This is a genomic window from Streptomyces sp. NPDC057854, assembly GCF_042797055.1.
Lineage (GTDB): Bacteria > Actinomycetota > Actinomycetes > Streptomycetales > Streptomycetaceae > Streptomyces.
Window position 1 is genome coordinate 131,952 of the sequence record NZ_JBHVMF010000022.1, and the last position, 14,201, is coordinate 146,152.

12 protein-coding genes and 1 pseudogene are annotated in these 14,201 nt (G+C 73.2%); 12 read left to right on the forward strand and 1 reads right to left on the reverse strand.

Annotation, left to right across the window (positions count from 1 at the left end):
* The first annotated feature begins 25 nt into the window (after nt 1–25).
* Complete coding sequence (locus ACFVQZ_RS28120) at nt 26–799, forward strand: glucose 1-dehydrogenase (protein ID WP_081959302.1); 774 nt, start codon at nt 26–28, stop codon at nt 797–799.
* Between the two features lie 106 nt (nt 800–905).
* On the opposite strand, the gene ACFVQZ_RS28125 is transcribed toward ACFVQZ_RS28120, so the two are convergent.
* Nucleotides 906–2,141: a transposase gene (locus ACFVQZ_RS28125; protein ID WP_030496158.1), complete on the reverse strand. Its 1,236-nt coding sequence runs from the start codon at nt 2,139–2,141 to the stop codon at nt 906–908.
* 437 nt (nt 2,142–2,578) lie between these two features.
* Between ACFVQZ_RS28125 and ACFVQZ_RS28130 the strand changes: the two genes are divergently transcribed.
* The 11 genes and pseudogenes from ACFVQZ_RS28130 to ACFVQZ_RS28180 form a co-directional block, all read left to right on the forward strand.
* Complete coding sequence (locus tag ACFVQZ_RS28130; protein ID WP_030496157.1) at nt 2,579–3,196, forward strand: TetR/AcrR family transcriptional regulator; 618 nt, start codon at nt 2,579–2,581, stop codon at nt 3,194–3,196.
* Between the two features lie 665 nt (nt 3,197–3,861).
* Nucleotides 3,862–5,109 (forward strand): FAD-dependent oxidoreductase, encoded by a 1,248-nt coding sequence (locus ACFVQZ_RS28135; RefSeq protein WP_030496156.1) that lies wholly within the window; start codon nt 3,862–3,864, stop codon nt 5,107–5,109.
* A 41-nt stretch (nt 5,110–5,150) separates the two neighbouring features.
* Nucleotides 5,151–5,504 (forward strand): cupin domain-containing protein, encoded by a 354-nt coding sequence (locus ACFVQZ_RS28140; protein WP_030496155.1) that lies wholly within the window; start codon nt 5,151–5,153, stop codon nt 5,502–5,504.
* Nucleotides 5,504–7,105: a class I tRNA ligase family protein gene (locus ACFVQZ_RS28145; RefSeq protein WP_383627244.1), complete on the forward strand. Its 1,602-nt coding sequence runs from the start codon at nt 5,504–5,506 to the stop codon at nt 7,103–7,105. The genes ACFVQZ_RS28140 and ACFVQZ_RS28145 overlap by 1 nt, the downstream gene beginning before the upstream one ends.
* Nucleotides 7,106–7,169: 64 nt before the next feature.
* A complete protein-coding gene (gene panD, locus ACFVQZ_RS28150) occupies nt 7,170–7,538 on the forward strand; it encodes an aspartate 1-decarboxylase (RefSeq protein ID WP_030496153.1) in 369 nt (122 codons plus the stop codon).
* Between the two features lie 66 nt (nt 7,539–7,604).
* The gene (locus tag ACFVQZ_RS28155; RefSeq protein ID WP_383627248.1) at nt 7,605–8,927 is read left to right on the forward strand and encodes a SidA/IucD/PvdA family monooxygenase; all 1,323 of its coding nucleotides are present in this window, start codon (nt 7,605–7,607) and stop codon (nt 8,925–8,927) included.
* A complete protein-coding gene (locus tag ACFVQZ_RS28160; RefSeq protein WP_383627251.1) occupies nt 8,924–10,009 on the forward strand; it encodes an NAD(P)/FAD-dependent oxidoreductase in 1,086 nt (361 codons plus the stop codon). The genes ACFVQZ_RS28155 and ACFVQZ_RS28160 overlap by 4 nt, the downstream gene beginning before the upstream one ends.
* Nucleotides 10,006–11,346: a hypothetical protein gene (locus tag ACFVQZ_RS28165; protein WP_383627254.1), complete on the forward strand. Its 1,341-nt coding sequence runs from the start codon at nt 10,006–10,008 to the stop codon at nt 11,344–11,346. The genes ACFVQZ_RS28160 and ACFVQZ_RS28165 overlap by 4 nt, the downstream gene beginning before the upstream one ends.
* A gap of 4 nt (nt 11,347–11,350) precedes the next feature.
* On the forward strand, nt 11,351–12,229 hold the full coding sequence (locus ACFVQZ_RS28170; protein ID WP_383627257.1) for a VOC family protein: 879 nt from the start codon (nt 11,351–11,353) through the stop codon (nt 12,227–12,229).
* Entirely contained in the window at nt 12,226–14,091 is a 1,866-nt protein-coding gene (locus ACFVQZ_RS28175) for a 2-oxoacid:acceptor oxidoreductase subunit alpha (RefSeq protein ID WP_383627260.1), read from the forward strand. Before ACFVQZ_RS28170 ends, ACFVQZ_RS28175 begins: the two co-directional genes overlap by 4 nt.
* Nucleotides 14,081–14,201, forward strand: a pseudogene (locus ACFVQZ_RS28180) (2-oxoacid:ferredoxin oxidoreductase subunit beta); the annotation flags it as partial. The gene ACFVQZ_RS28175 and the pseudogene ACFVQZ_RS28180, both read left to right, overlap by 11 nt.

Consider the following 14,201-nt stretch of genomic DNA (forward strand, 5'->3'; position numbering starts at 1 on the left):
CGCGTGCCTGGCGTTCAATCCGCGTATGTCACATGAAGCGGGAGCGTTACAGGGGCGCACGATCATGATCACCGGAGCGTCCAGCGGCATCGGGGCCGCCGCCGCGCGGCTCTTCGCCAGGGAGGGCGCGGCCGTCGTGCTGCTGGCCCGGCGCGCGGACGCGCTGCGCGAACTGGCCGGGACGATCCGCGGGGACGGCGGGCGGGCGCTGGCCGTGCCCGGCGACGTACGGAACCCCGATGAGGTGGGGGCGGCCGTCGACCGGGCGGTCGAGGAGTACGGCGCGCTGGACGCCGCCTTCAACAACGCCGGGGCGGGGGAGTTCGGCCCCGCCCTGCACGAACTCGACGAGGACGCCTACGACACGGTCATGGACGTCAACGTGCGGGGCGTCTGGAACTGCATGCGCCGGCAGATCCCCGTCATGCTCCGCCAGGAGCACGGCGGCGCCATCGTCAACACGTCCAGCGTCGCCGGGCATTCGGCGACCGGCGCCACCGCCCCGTACATCGCCGCCAAGCACGCGGTCCTCGGGCTCACCCGGGCCGCCGCGGCGGAGTACGGGGGCGCCGGCATCAGGGTGAACGCGCTGATGGTGGGCGCCACCCGCACCCCGCAGCTGGAGCCGTACCTGGACGGCACGCCCGAGGCGGTCGAGAGGCTGAGCAGACGCGCGGTGCAGAAGCGGCTCGCGGACCCGGAGGAGATCGCGCAGGCCGCGCTGTGGCTGTGCAGCGGCCGGGCGTCGTTCGTCACCGGCGGAGCGGTGGCGGTGGACGGGGGGTGGAGCGCGGTGTGAAGCCGGCGGGGCGGTGGTGCGGCGCCGCGTACCCGTGGACGGCGGGGGAGTACGGCTGAACCCTGCCGGGGCCGTGGGGTCCCACGTACCGGAGGGCCGCGCCGCGTCAGACCGGAAGCCGCGCCGGCGGGCGGGGCGCCCTGATCAGGCGGGCGGGGGAGACGACGCCGGAAGGACCGGCCGGATCGACCTCCGACAGTTCCTGGAAGGCGCACGCCGCCGACACCAGCGTCACATGGCGGTGCCAGCCCGGATAGGACCTGCCCTCGAAGTCCTGGAGCCCGAAGCCGCCCTCCAGCCGGCGCATCGCCCGGGGAGTGGTGGCCGACAGCGCCGCCAGCTCCAGGAGTTCCTCCATGGACAGGTGGACGAGCGTGGTGAGCCACAGTGCGGCGGGCTGCTCGCCGTCCCGGGGGACCTCGGCGAACAGCCGGTAGAAGCGCTGCGGCTGCGGGCCGCGGGGGAGGCGCACCAGGCCGGTGACCACCCGGGTCAGGCCCGAGGGGCGGAGGTGGCCCGCCCCCAGCACCGAGCGCAGCAGCTCACCCTGCGTCTCCAGGAAACGCCGCGCGCCGACCGGCGCGGCGGAACCGCCGCCGGCCGGATCGGAGGGCCGGACCGCCGCGGGAGGCTGGACGGCCAGGGTGTCGGGGACGGCGACGACGAAGTCCTGGGCACGCTGCCGCAGCCCCAGGAGGAGCCGGTCGGACTCGTACTCGCGGAGATCCGCCACGAGCGGCAGGGCCGGGGAGGGGCCGGCGGCCGACGTGTCGGCCAGGTCGAGCACCTGCGCCCAGGCCGGCAGGGGGTGGACGCCCTCCGGGATGCGCGTGCGGCGGCGCAGCTTGTCCTCGCTCCACTCGGTCGGCAGGTGCAGACGCCAGTCCACGGGGATCTGACCGCGGCTCGTCGCCAGGAACTGCCCGATGCCGACCTGGCAGTTGATGGTCCGGCCCAGGGCCGGCACGAACCTGCGGTGCACCCCGCACGACTGGTCGCCCCGCTTCGGCAGCACGGCGACACCGACGGTCCACGCCTTCGGCCGCGTCCGCTGCTCGACCCAGTGCCTCAGCTCGCTGCGGACCGGCTGCCAGTCCCACGGGCTGGCGTTGATGAAGCGGTGCAGCGACTGCGAGGCGGTGGGGGAGTCGGTGATGGCGGCAGCCAGGCTGCGCACCGACTTCCTGCCCGACACCGCCAGAAGTCCCAGGAGGTACGCGGCGGCCCAGCGGCGCTGGTCCGCCCTGGGTAAGTGCGTGAAGAGCTGATCGGCGAAACCGGCGACGCGATGCCCTTCCTCCAGGATGGACGGCCGGTCTGCACCGCGGGCGGCGTGGGTCATGAGGGACTCCGGGGGGCGGCTCGGGGGTTCGACGACCAGAGAATAATAGGTGCTGCTATTTTTTTGTTGGGGCGAACCGGCCAACCCGCCCCGCACGTCCGCGCCTTCGGAGCGGAGGCCGGACTCTGCCTGAATCGGCCAACCGTGATCCACGGCCTTGTCGTCGCTGACCTGCGGCGTCACACTGGCCGCCACGACCGCTGGACAACGAGGCCGACCCCCCTGCGGCGCCCGTGGAACGGGGGCCGCAGGTACGTACCGCTCCCGTGGAGGGGCCGTCCGGTGCTCCGCGACCGGGCCGGTCCGGGGGCGGGCGGGGCGGTGCGTTCCCTCTCCGCGGCGCCTGTCGTACGCGTGGCGGGAAGCAGTTGCCGTCCTCGCCGCCGGCGCCGGAAGGGGCCGTCCTGTTGACCACCGACCAGCGACCGGAGACATGAATGACGAGGCAGTTACGGGCGGTACGCACCCGGCAGGCCCTGGTGAACGCCGCGGCGACCGAGTTCGACCGGAGCGGCTACGCCGGCGCGGCCCTGAACCGGGTCTGCCGGGCGGCCGGGACGACGATGGGCGCGCTGACGTTCCACTTCTCGACCAAGGACGAACTGGCCGCCGCCGTACAGGCGATGGGCCAGAGCGTCACCCGGGCGGCCCTCGCCGCCCTGCCGTCCGGCCCGGCGCCCGCGCTGCACCGGGCCATCGACGCGACGCTCGAACTCGCGCGGCTGCTGGAGGAGGAGCCGGCCGTCCGCTCCGCGGCGCGGCTCAGCCGGGAACGGCCGGCCGGCGACCTCGCCTGGACGGAGTCCTGGGTCACCGCCGTGCAGGACCTCTTCTGTCAGGCGTACCGGGAGGGGCAGTTGCACGCCGCGGTCCGTCCGGAGGACCTGGCGATGCTGTCGCGGTTCCTGATCCTCGGCGCCGAGTACCGGGCGCGCGCCGCGAGCGGGCAGAGCGACGGGGAGCCGCGCGAGGCGGGCGCGGCGGAGGAGATCCGGCAGATGTGGGACATCATCCAGCGCGGCATCTGCGGCACGTCGAGCCTCGCGCCTTCCTGACACGGCCGACGGGCCCGCGTCCTCGGGTACGGGCCCACCCCGGGCCCTCGCTGGGCGAAAAGCGTCCGTACCTGTGGGCGTGTCGCCGGAGAACTCCCCCCACGCAGCGCAGAGTTCTCCTGAAGTCCGGTCCGATGCCGTACCGAGTTCACCTCTCCCGTCGAAAACGCTTTCCCGTCGGTTCCCGCCCTCGCCGGAGGAGCGACATTCGCATCTTTGCCCGAATCGGGCTGCGATTTTCGCAAGTCGGCATTGCCGCTCCCCGCTCCGGCGCGGATCGTGGATGCCGCAACCGACACTCGTACCGAGGGCGGACCAGCGAGGGAGGCGGAGCCGGCGTGCGTGAGCAGGGCCCGGGTGCCGTCGATCTCCACCGGCCCCCGGCATCGTTCCACCTGAGACCGAAAGCGTCCGCGCGGCGATCCGGCGCGGCGGCGCTTCCCCCTGGCGACCGGAAGAGAACCACGCAGCGGGGCCGCCGACAGAATCGTGCCCTTTTCCCGGGCGCGGGTCCCGGGCCGTTCTTCCGGCAGTAATTCCCTTGCTTTGCCGCACTTCCCGTCCCGCGGCAACTCTCTCGATTCGACCGGCTCGGACTTCCGGCTGCCCATTTTCCGGGGTGGTCGATACGGCAAGGCCCCGAAAGGGCTTCTGTGGAGGATTCCATGGCGACAGCTGAGCGTGTGGACGCAGTGGTGATCGGCGGCGGAATAGCCGGATCCGCCCTGGCCGCGGCACTGGCGGGCGACGGCTACGACGTCCTGCTCCTGGAACGGCAGACCGTCTACCGGGACAAGGTGCGCGGCGAGGTGATCAACTGCTGGGGCGTGGTCGAACTCCTCGCGCTCGGCCTGGAGAAGCAGCTGCTCGCCGCGGGCGGCACGTACATCGACCGCTTCGTCGGGTACGACGAGATCACCGACCCGGAGACCGCCTGGGCCAACGCCCTCCACCTGGACGAGATGCTTCCCGGCATCCGCGGCGTGCTCGACGTCGGCCACCCCGAGGCGTGCGAGGCACTGGCCACCGCCGCCGCCGAGGCCGGGGCCACGGTCGTGCGGGGGATCGGCGACGTCACGGTGACGGGCGGCTCCCACCCCGTCGTGCGCTACGAGCACGACGACGTCGAGTACGAGGTGCCCTGCCGGCTCGTCGTCGGAGCGGACGGCCGCACCTCGACCACACGGCGCCAGCTCGGCATCTCCCTCACCCAGACCCCGCCGAACTCGCTGGGCGGCGGCATGCTCGTGGAGGACCTGCACGACTGGCCCGCCCACGTCACCTCGATCGGTACCGAGAAGGACCTCCTCTACTTCGTCTTCCCCCGCGCGGGCGCCAAGGCCCGGCTGTACCTGCTGCACGACGTCGCCCAGAAGGGCCGCTTCTCCGGCCCGACCCGGCAGGCGGACTTCCTCAAGGCGTTCCAGCTCGACTGCATCCCCGGCAGCGAGATGTTCGCCTCGGTCACCCCGTCGGAGTCGTGCGCCTTCTACCCGATGAATGACGCCTGGACGGACGGGCCCGCCGTCCCCGGTGCGGTGCTGATCGGCGACGCGGCCGGCTGGACCGACCCGGTCGTCGGCCAGGGCCTGTCCATCGCCCTCCGGGACGCCCGCCTGGTCTGGGAGGCGCTGCGGTCCAGCTCCACCTGGTCGTCACCGGGGGTCTTCCAGCCGTACGTCACCGAACGCGAGGAGCGGATGCGCCGCCTGCGCATCTCGGGCTCCGTCCGTACCGCGATGAACATGACCTTCACCCCCGAGGGCGCCGCCCGCCGCAAGGCGTACGCCAAGGCGTGGCCCACCGACCCGGTGCTGGCCGGCTCCCGGCTCGCCACCTTCAAGGGCGCCTACGGCGTCTCGGCCGCGTCGTTCCACCCCGACACCATCCAGCGCCTCCTCTCCCTCGGCTAGCCCCGGCTGGCTCCGACGCACCCATCGAAGGGACTTCCACCATGCACGTGAAGACCGACGCCGGCGACGCCCGGATCCGGAAGAACGGCTGCGACATCCGCGAGCTCTACCCCTGGGCCGGCGTCGTCGCCCCGCCGTGGAACAGCACCCTGTGCTCCATCCGGCCGACCGAGTCCAGCACGCCCCACGGCCACGCCACCGACGAGACCTTCATCTTCATCAGCGGTGAGGGCCACCTGCGCGTCGGCACCGAGGAGCGCCCGATCACCCCGGGCGACGTCGTCTACATCCCGCACGGCACCGACCACCAGGTCACCAACACCAGCACCGCCGACCCGCTGACCTTCGTCAGCATCTACTGGCTCCAGCCCGCCGCGCAGGACGGGGACGCCTGATGGCCGGCTCCCCGGACGCCGGCGCCACCGCCCCCCGCCGCGTCAACGTCACCTTCTCGCCGCCCACCCCCAACGGCGACCTGCACCTGGGCCACCTCGCCGGCCCCGTCCTCAACAGCGACGTGTGCGCCCGGTCCCAGAAGATCCTCGGGCACGACGTGGCCTTCGCCACCAGCACCGACGACAACCAGACCTATGTCGTCACCACCGCCGAACGGCTCGGGACCACGCCGGAGGCGCTCATCCAGCACGCCCTGGAGAGCGTGACGAAGTCGCTGGAACTCGCCGGCGTCGACGTCGACCTCTTCGAACGGCCGGACGAGGACTACACCGCGTTCGTCCGCTCCTTCTTCACCCGGCTCTGGGAGCACGGCGCGTTCGACCTCCGCGAGGTCGCGCTGCCGTACGACGCGGACACCGGAGAGTACAAGGCCGAGGCGTTCGTCACCGGCCGCTGCCCCACCTGCCTCGCCCACGCCCGGGCCGGCGTCTGCGAGGCGTGCGGCCTCTACAACCTCCCCGGCGCCCTGCTGCCCGTGACCGACACGGCGTCCGCCCTGCCGCAGCGCCCCGTCTCGATCTGGGTCCTCGACCTCGAACGCTATCGCTCCATGATCACCAACTGGTACCGGACCAGCGAGGTGCGGCTGCGCCCCGACCTGGCCAAGGTCGTCGCCGACACCCTCGCCGGACGGCTCCCGTACATCCCCCTCACCTACCCCACCAGCTGGGGCATCACGGTCGAGTGGGACGGCCCCGACGTCCAGCCGCAGGCCATCAACGCCTGGCCGGAGATCTACGTCGGCCACCTGTACTGGCTGCAGCAGGCCCGCCTGGACAGCCAGGCCGCGTGCGACGAACTCGTCCAGTTCATCGGCATCGACAACGGCTTCTACAACGCCTTCGTCTACGTGACCCTGGCGCTGCTCGCCGCCCGCCACGGCATGCAGGTGCCCCTCCCGAAGACCCGCACGCTCACCAACCAGTACTACATGCTGGAGGGCCGCAAGTTCTCCACCAGCAAGGGCGACGTGCGCTGGGCGCGCGACTACCTGGAGACCGTCGGACGCGACCGCGCCCGGTTCGTCCTCGCCCTGACCAGCCCCGAACTCCAGCAGGCGGAGTTCAGCGAGCCCATCGCCGCCGACACCATCGCCGCCCGCTACGACGCCCCGCTCACGGCGATCGCCGACCAGCTCGGCGCCCTGACCGGCCGCCACATCGACGCCACCCCCTCGCCGTGGTGGGACGCCGCCCTGCACGCGTCCCGGCGGCGCTTCGAGGACGCCTACCGGCTGGAGAACTTCAGCGTCCGCAAGGCCGCCGAGGCGGTCGCCCTCCACCTGGAGGTGCTGGCGCTGCGCTCCGCCCGGATCCAGGCCGACGACCCCGGCGAGGTCTCCGGCGCGCTGCGGTTCCTGTGGGCCCTGCGCACCCTCGCCTGGCCGATCACCCCCGACCTCGCCGAGAACATCTCCACCGCCTTCGCCGGCCCCACCACCGTCGGCAAGGCACCCCTGCTCGCCGACCTCGGCAGCACACCGGCGAACCCCTTCCGCGGCCTGGCCGTCCCGGCCGCGCCGACCGCCCCGACCGCATGACCCGCGGGGCGACCCGCCCCGCACCCCACCACCGCACGGACGACACCTCCCAAGGAGAACCACCATGCTGCGCACCTTCATGAACGCGAAGATCCACCGCGCCACCGTCACCGACAGCAACCTGAACTACGTCGGGTCCATCACCATCTCGCCGGAGCTGCTCGACGCCGCCGACATCGGCGTCCACGAGCTGGTGCACGTCGTCAACGTCAACAACGGCGCCCGCTTCGAGACGTACACGATCCTCGGCGAGCCGGCCGCCAACCAGGTCATCGTCAACGGCGCCGCCGCCCGCCTCGTGGAGACCGGCGACAAGGTCATCATCATCAGCTACGCGCAGCTCACCCCCGACGAGGTCGCCGACCACAAGTCCCGCGTGGTCCACGTCGACGACACCAACGCGATCACCGAGACGGCGCTCCTCGGCGCGTGACCCGCGGGGCCCGTGCGTCCCGCAACGACGTTCCTGCATGCACGACGAGTCGAGGATGCGTGAACCGTGACAACCCATGAGATCCACCCGGTGCTGGGAGTGGGGTTCGGACCCGCGAACCTCTCCCTGGCGGTCGCGCTCGAAGAGCGCGGCCGCGCCGGCCTGGCCCACTTCATCGAACGGGCCCCCGAGTTCCAGTGGCAGCGAGAACAGCTCCTCCCCGGCGCGGACATCCAGAACAACCCCTTCCGCGACCTGGCCATGCAGCGCAACCCGGACAGCCCGCACACCTTCGTCAAGTACCTCGCCGCCCGCGGCGGACTGACGGACTACCTCCACCTGAACGCCAAGTTCCCGCTGCGCAGGGAGTACGCGGGCTACCTCGCCTGGGTCGCCGAGGCGTTCCGCGACCAGGTGGACTACGGCCGGTCGGCCGCGAACCTCTCGCTCGTCGAGGGCGACGACGGCGGCGAACTGTTCCGCGTCGACACCGACGACGGCGGGCACTACCTCGCCCGCAGCGTCTCCGTGGGCACCGGGCGCTCGCCCCGGATCCCCTACGCGTTCCAGAAGGGCCTGGGGAAGAGCGTCTTCCACTCCACCCAGTACCTCTCGTCCATGGAACGCCTCCAGGACCAGGGGATCCGGGTCGCCGTCGTCGGGGCCAGCCAGAGCGCCATCGAGATCATCCTCGACCTGCTGGACCGCCCGAACGTACGGCAGGTGACCGCGGTCCACCGCGGAATCGGGTTCCGGCTCAAGGACACCAGCCCCTACAGCCGGCAGGTGTTCCTCCCCGAGTTCGTGGACTACTTCCACCCGCTGCCCAGCGCCAAGAAGCGCCGCCTGCGCGACGAACTGCGGTCCATCAACTACGCGGCCTGCGACCAGGACGTCATCGACCGCCTCGTCGGCGTGCAGCGCGAGTACGCGCTCACCGGCTCCGACCGGCTCGTGATGAAGCCCTTCCGGGAGGCCGTCATCAGCAGGCCGCACGGCCAGGCGCACCGGATGGTCCTGCGCGACGTCAACCACCTCACCGAGGAGACCCTCGACACCGACGTCGTCATCCTGGCGACCGGCTTCAGGGACTTCGGCGGCGAACCGGGCGACGAGCCGTACCACCCGCTCCTGGAGGGCATCGCCCACCGTCTCCCCCTCGACGAGGAGGGCACCCCCGTCGTCGCGCGGGACTACTCGATCGAGCTGAAGACGGAGGCCGGCACCCCGCGGCCCCTCAAGGTCTACCTGAACGGGCTCTGCGAGGCGAGCCACGGCATGGGCGACGCCGGCGCGCTGGCCATGCTCTCGGTACGGGCGACCGACATCGTCGACTCGATCCTGAGCCACGACCACGAGAAGCTGCTGGCCGCCGGGATCGCCCCGTGACCCGGTCCGCCGTCACCGCCGACGTCGCCGTCGTCGGCGGCGGGATCATCGGGCTCGCCACGGCCGAGAGGCTGAGCGCCCGCGGACTCGCCGTCGCCGTCGTCGACGCGGCAGGCATCGCCGGAGGCGCCACGGGCGCCTCCGGCGGGCTGGTCCGCGCCTTCGACCTGTCCGCGTCCCGGCGGCGCCCGGCCGCCGCCGGCCTGGACGTCTACCTGCGCCGGGGCCACCGCGGCACCTGGCCCGCGGTACGCCGCCAGGGCAGCCTGAGCCTCGTGGCGCGCGCCGACCTGCCGCGCGCCGAGGCCGCCGTCGCGGACCTCGGCGCCGCCGGACACCAGGCGGAGATCCTCGCCGGGCGCGACCTCGCCACCCGCTTCCCTGCCCTCGACATACCCGGCGACCTGGTCGCCGTCCACGAACCGCACGCCGGCTGGCTCCCCGCCGGACCGGTCGCCCACGCCATGGCACGCGACGCCGGCCCCCGGCTCCGGCTGGTCCCGGCCCGCGCCACCCACCTGCTCACGTCCGGCTCGCGCGTCACCGGCGTCCACACCACCGCCGGACCCGTGCACGCCCGAGCCGTCCTGCTGGCGGCGGGCGCGGGCAGCACCCCCCTGGCCGCGACCGTCGGCGTCCACCTGCCCCTGCGCACCAGGGCCGTCGGCTACTGCCTGTTCCGCGTCGGCGAACCGGCCGACCCCACCGCGCTCCCCGCCCTGGTGGACACCACCACGGGCGCCTGGCTGCGCCCGTGGGGATCGGACGCCCTGGTCCTCGCGGGGGTCTCCGCCCAGGAGACCGACGTCCCCGAGACCGTCCGGCCGGGCGTCCCGGCGCAGGAGGAGGAGCGCGTCCGCGCCGTCGTACGCCACCGCTGCCCGCTGCTGGCCACGGCCCCGCTCGCCGGCGGCGTCACCGCGTACGACGCGATGGCGCCCACCGGGGACGGCGAGGTCGCCGTGCCGGCCGGACCGGACGGCCTCGTCACCGCGACCGGCTGGAACGGCGGCGGATTCAAAGCGGCGCCGGCGATCGGCGAACTCGCCGCCGCCCGCCTCCAGGAGGTGGCCGCCCGATGACGTCCGCCGTCCGCCTCAACCCCACCGACGAGATGCTCCACCGCGCCGCCGACACCCTCGGCTCCAGCAGGATCGTGCAGGTGCTGTGGACCTTCCGGGACCCGGTGCCCGCCGCCGCGCTGCACGCCGCCTGGCACCGCCTCGACCGGGGATGGCTGAGCCGCCGGGTCCGGAACTCGCCCGTCCCCGGCGCGCGCCGCAGCTGGGTGCCCGCCAGGAACGAGGAGGCGCTCGCCACCACGCCGACGCCGCTGACCGACGCCACCCTGACCGACTGGATGGACACCCAGGTCAAGGCGCCGCTCCCGCCCGGCGGCCCCGCCCTGTGGCGGCTCGCCGCCGCCCCGTACGCCGGGGGTACCGTCGTCTCGCTGACGGTGCCCCACTTCCGCTGCGACGGACTCGGCATCTTCCGCGCCATCGGCTCGGGCGGTGACGACACCCGGCCCCCGGCCGCCGGCCCCGGACTGCTGGACGACCTGGCCGACCTGGCACGGCAGACGCTCCACGGCGGCCTCGCCGCCGCGCGCTGGCTCCCCGCGACGCTGGCCGACCCGGACCGGCTCGGCCGGATCAGGACCGCCCTGCGGCCCCCGGCCCCGGCCGGTCCCGAACCCCCGGCCGCACCGCGCTTCTTCACGTCGGCGATCTTCGAGACGGACGCCGCCCGGTGGGAGCGGCGGGCCGACGCGTACGGCGGGACGGTCAACAGCCTCTTCGTCGAGATCGCCGCCAACCTCGTCCGCACCGCCGGGGCGGGCGGCGCGTCCGCACCGTTCGACGTCGGCATCCCCGTCAGCCTGCGGCGGTCCGAGCGGGACGCCCGGGCCAACGCCCTGGTGGTGATGCCGCTGACCGTGCCCGGCGGCCCCGCCCGGCACCACGGCCTCCGGGAGACCCGGCAGGCGACGAAGGACCTGCTCCGCGCCACCGGCGAGCACAGCGGCACCCTCGTCCCGGAACCCCTGTGGCACCTCCTCCCGGAGCGCCACGCCCACCGGCTCAAGAACCCCGGGGCACAGCAGACCACCGTCGTCGCCTCCAACTTCGGCCGCACCCCCGAGGCGATCGCCCGGTTCACCGGACAGGAGGCCGCCGGCGTCGCCGTCCGCACCATGAACGTGCCGGGCGTCCTGCCGGACCGGGCCCGCCTGCGCGCCTCGCTCTGCCTCCTGCGGACCGGCGACCGGCTGACCGTGACCGTGACCGGCATCCCCGACCGCTTCGGCGACGCCACGTCCCTGCGCCGCCTCGTCGACGAGGAGCTGGAGTCCTGGGGGCTCACCGCCCAGCGGTGGTGGGGCCTTCCCACGCCGCACCCTGTGAAGGAGTCCTGACGCGATGCCCACCGTCCCCGCGGCGGCGCTGCCGGACCGCTGGTTCCGCACCACGCCCGATTCCGCCCTGCTGCCGGGCCCGCGCCTGCTGGCCCGCTCCCTCGTCGACGTCTCCGTCCTCGACGAGCGCATCCGCTGCTACGAACGGCTCACCGGCATCCCCGCGGACCTGCGGATGCCGATCCCCGACTTCGGCGGGCTGGAGCTCGCCGCGGTCGGGAACATGCTGCTCATCGCCAGCGCCCGGCCCTTCACCGACATCCAGCGCCGGACCGCCTACTCCGTGATCGTGCCCTCGCTCGACGGCGCGCTGCGCCGGCTGGACCAGGTCGGCGCCACCGTGCTGGAACCCCCCGAGCGGATCCTGCCGGGCGCCCGCGCCCGCGTCCGCTTCCCCGACGGCGCGATCGCCGAGCTCGTGGAGCACCGCCCGAACCCGGGCGAGCGGCCCCGCCCGCCGGAGCCGCGTACGCCGGAGTCCAGGGCGGCCGGGCTCCCGGGGGTGCGGCTGCTCCTCCGCAAGGCGGTCAGCCGGAGCATGTTCGCCTCCCTCGTCCGCCTCTACGAGACGGCCCTGGGCCTCGACCGCGACACCCGCCTCCAGGCGGACGCCCCCGACGGCGTCGACCTGGCCACCGTCGGGAACCTGCTCGTCGTCGGCACGGACGGCCCCGGGCTCACCCGCGCGCCGGACGTCCGGCTCGCCCTGGTGACGTCCGCGCCCGGCGACATCCCCGGCACGCGGCCGTACGGCGCCGACGCCGGCCGGCGGCTCGTCCGGCTGGAGGACGGCTCCGTGGCCGAGGTCTGGGCCGGCGCCGCCGGATTCCCCGACCCGCCGGGGGATTCCGCGCGGGGCACGGCAGGGACCGGTGCGCCATGACGGTCACGCATGAGGTCCGCCGTCTCGATCGGGTGATCATCCGGTTCGCGGGTGACTCGGGTGACGGGATGCAGCTCACGGGTGACCGGTTCACCTCGGAGACGGCGTCGTTCGGGAACGACCTGTCGACGCTGCCGAACTTCCCGGCCGAGATCCGTGCGCCTGCCGGGACGCTGCCGGGCGTGTCGTCGTTCCAGCTGCATTTCGCCGACCACGACATCCTGACCCCCGGCGACGCGCCGAACGTGCTGGTCGCGATGAACCCGGCGGCTCTGAAGGCGAACATCGGGGACGTGCCGCGGGGCGGCGAGATCATCGTGAACACCGACGAGTTCGCCAAGCGGGCGATGGCGAAGGTCGGCTACGCGACCTCGCCGCTGGAGGACGGGTCGCTGGACGGCTACCGCGTGCATCCGGTGCCGCTGACGACGCTGACGATCGAGGCGCTGAAGGAGTTCGGCCTGTCGCGCAAGGAGGCCGAGCGTTCGAAGAACATGTTCGCGCTCGGGCTGCTGTCGTGGATGTATCACCGGCCGACGGAGGGCACGGAGAGTTTCCTGCGGCAGAAGTTCGCGAAGAAGCCGCAGATCGCCGAGGCGAACGTGGCCGCGTTCCGTGCGGGCTGGAACTTCGGCGAGACCACGGAGGACTTCGCCGTCTCCTACGAGGTCGCCCCCGCCACCCGCGCCTTCCCGGCCGGCACGTACCGCAACATCTCCGGGAACCTGGCCCTGTCGTACGGGCTGATCGCCGCCGCGCGCCAGGCCGAGCTGCCGCTGTACCTGGGCTCGTACCCGATCACGCCGGCCTCCGACATCCTGCACGAGCTGTCGAAGCACAAGAACTTCGGCGTGCGCACGTTCCAGGCGGAGGACGAGATCGCGGGGATCGGTGCGGCGCTGGGTGCGGCGTTCGGCGGCTCGCTGGCGGTGACGACCACGTCCGGTCCCGGGGTGGCGCTGAAGTCGGAGACGATCGGGCTGGCGGTCTCGCTGGAGCTGCCGCTGCTGATCGTCGACATCCAGCGCGGCGGCCCGTCGACGGGTCTGCCGACCAAGACCGAGCAGGCCGACCTGCTGCAGGCCATGTACGGGCGCAACGGCGAGGCGCCGGTGCCGGTCGTGGCGCCGAGGACGCCGGCGGACTGCTTCGACGCGGCCCTGGAGGCCGCCCGGATCGCGCTGACCTATCGCACGCCGGTCTTCCTGCTCTCCGACGGCTACCTCGCCAACGGCTCCGAGCCCTGGCGGATCCCCGAGGTGGACGGCCTGCCGGACCTGCGCACCCCCTTCGCGACCGGCCCGAACCACACGCAGGCGGACGGCACGGAGGTGTTCTGGCCGTACAAGCGTGATCCGGAGACGCTGGCCCGTCCGTGGGCGGTGCCGGGCACGCCGGGGCTGGAGCACCGGATCGGCGGCATCGAGAAGCAGGACGGCACCGGCAACATCTCCTACGACCCGGCCAACCACGACTTCATGGTCCGCACCCGCCAGGCCAAGGTCGACGGCATCACGGTGCCCGACCTGGACGTCGACGACCCCGACGGCGCCCGGACGCTGGTCCTCGGCTGGGGATCGACGTACGGCCCGATCACCGCCGCCGTCCGCCGCATCCGCCGCGAAGGCGGCCACATCGCCCAGGCCCACCTCCGCCACCTCAACCCCTTCCCCAAGAACCTCGGCGACGTCCTCAAGCGCTACGAGCGGGTGGTGGTGCCCGAGATGAACCTGGGGCAGCTGGCCCTGCTGCTGCGCGGCCGGTTCCTGGCCGGCGTCGAATCCCTGACCCAGGTGAACGGCATGCCGTTCAAGGCCGAGCAGCTGGCGGCCCGCGTGAAGGAGACCGCCTGTGGCACCTGAACCCGCCCTGCTTCCGAAGGACTTCAAGTCGGACCAGGAGGTCCGCTGGTGCCCCGGCTGCGGCGACTACGCCGTCCTCGCCGCCGTCCAGGGCTTCATGCCCGAACTCG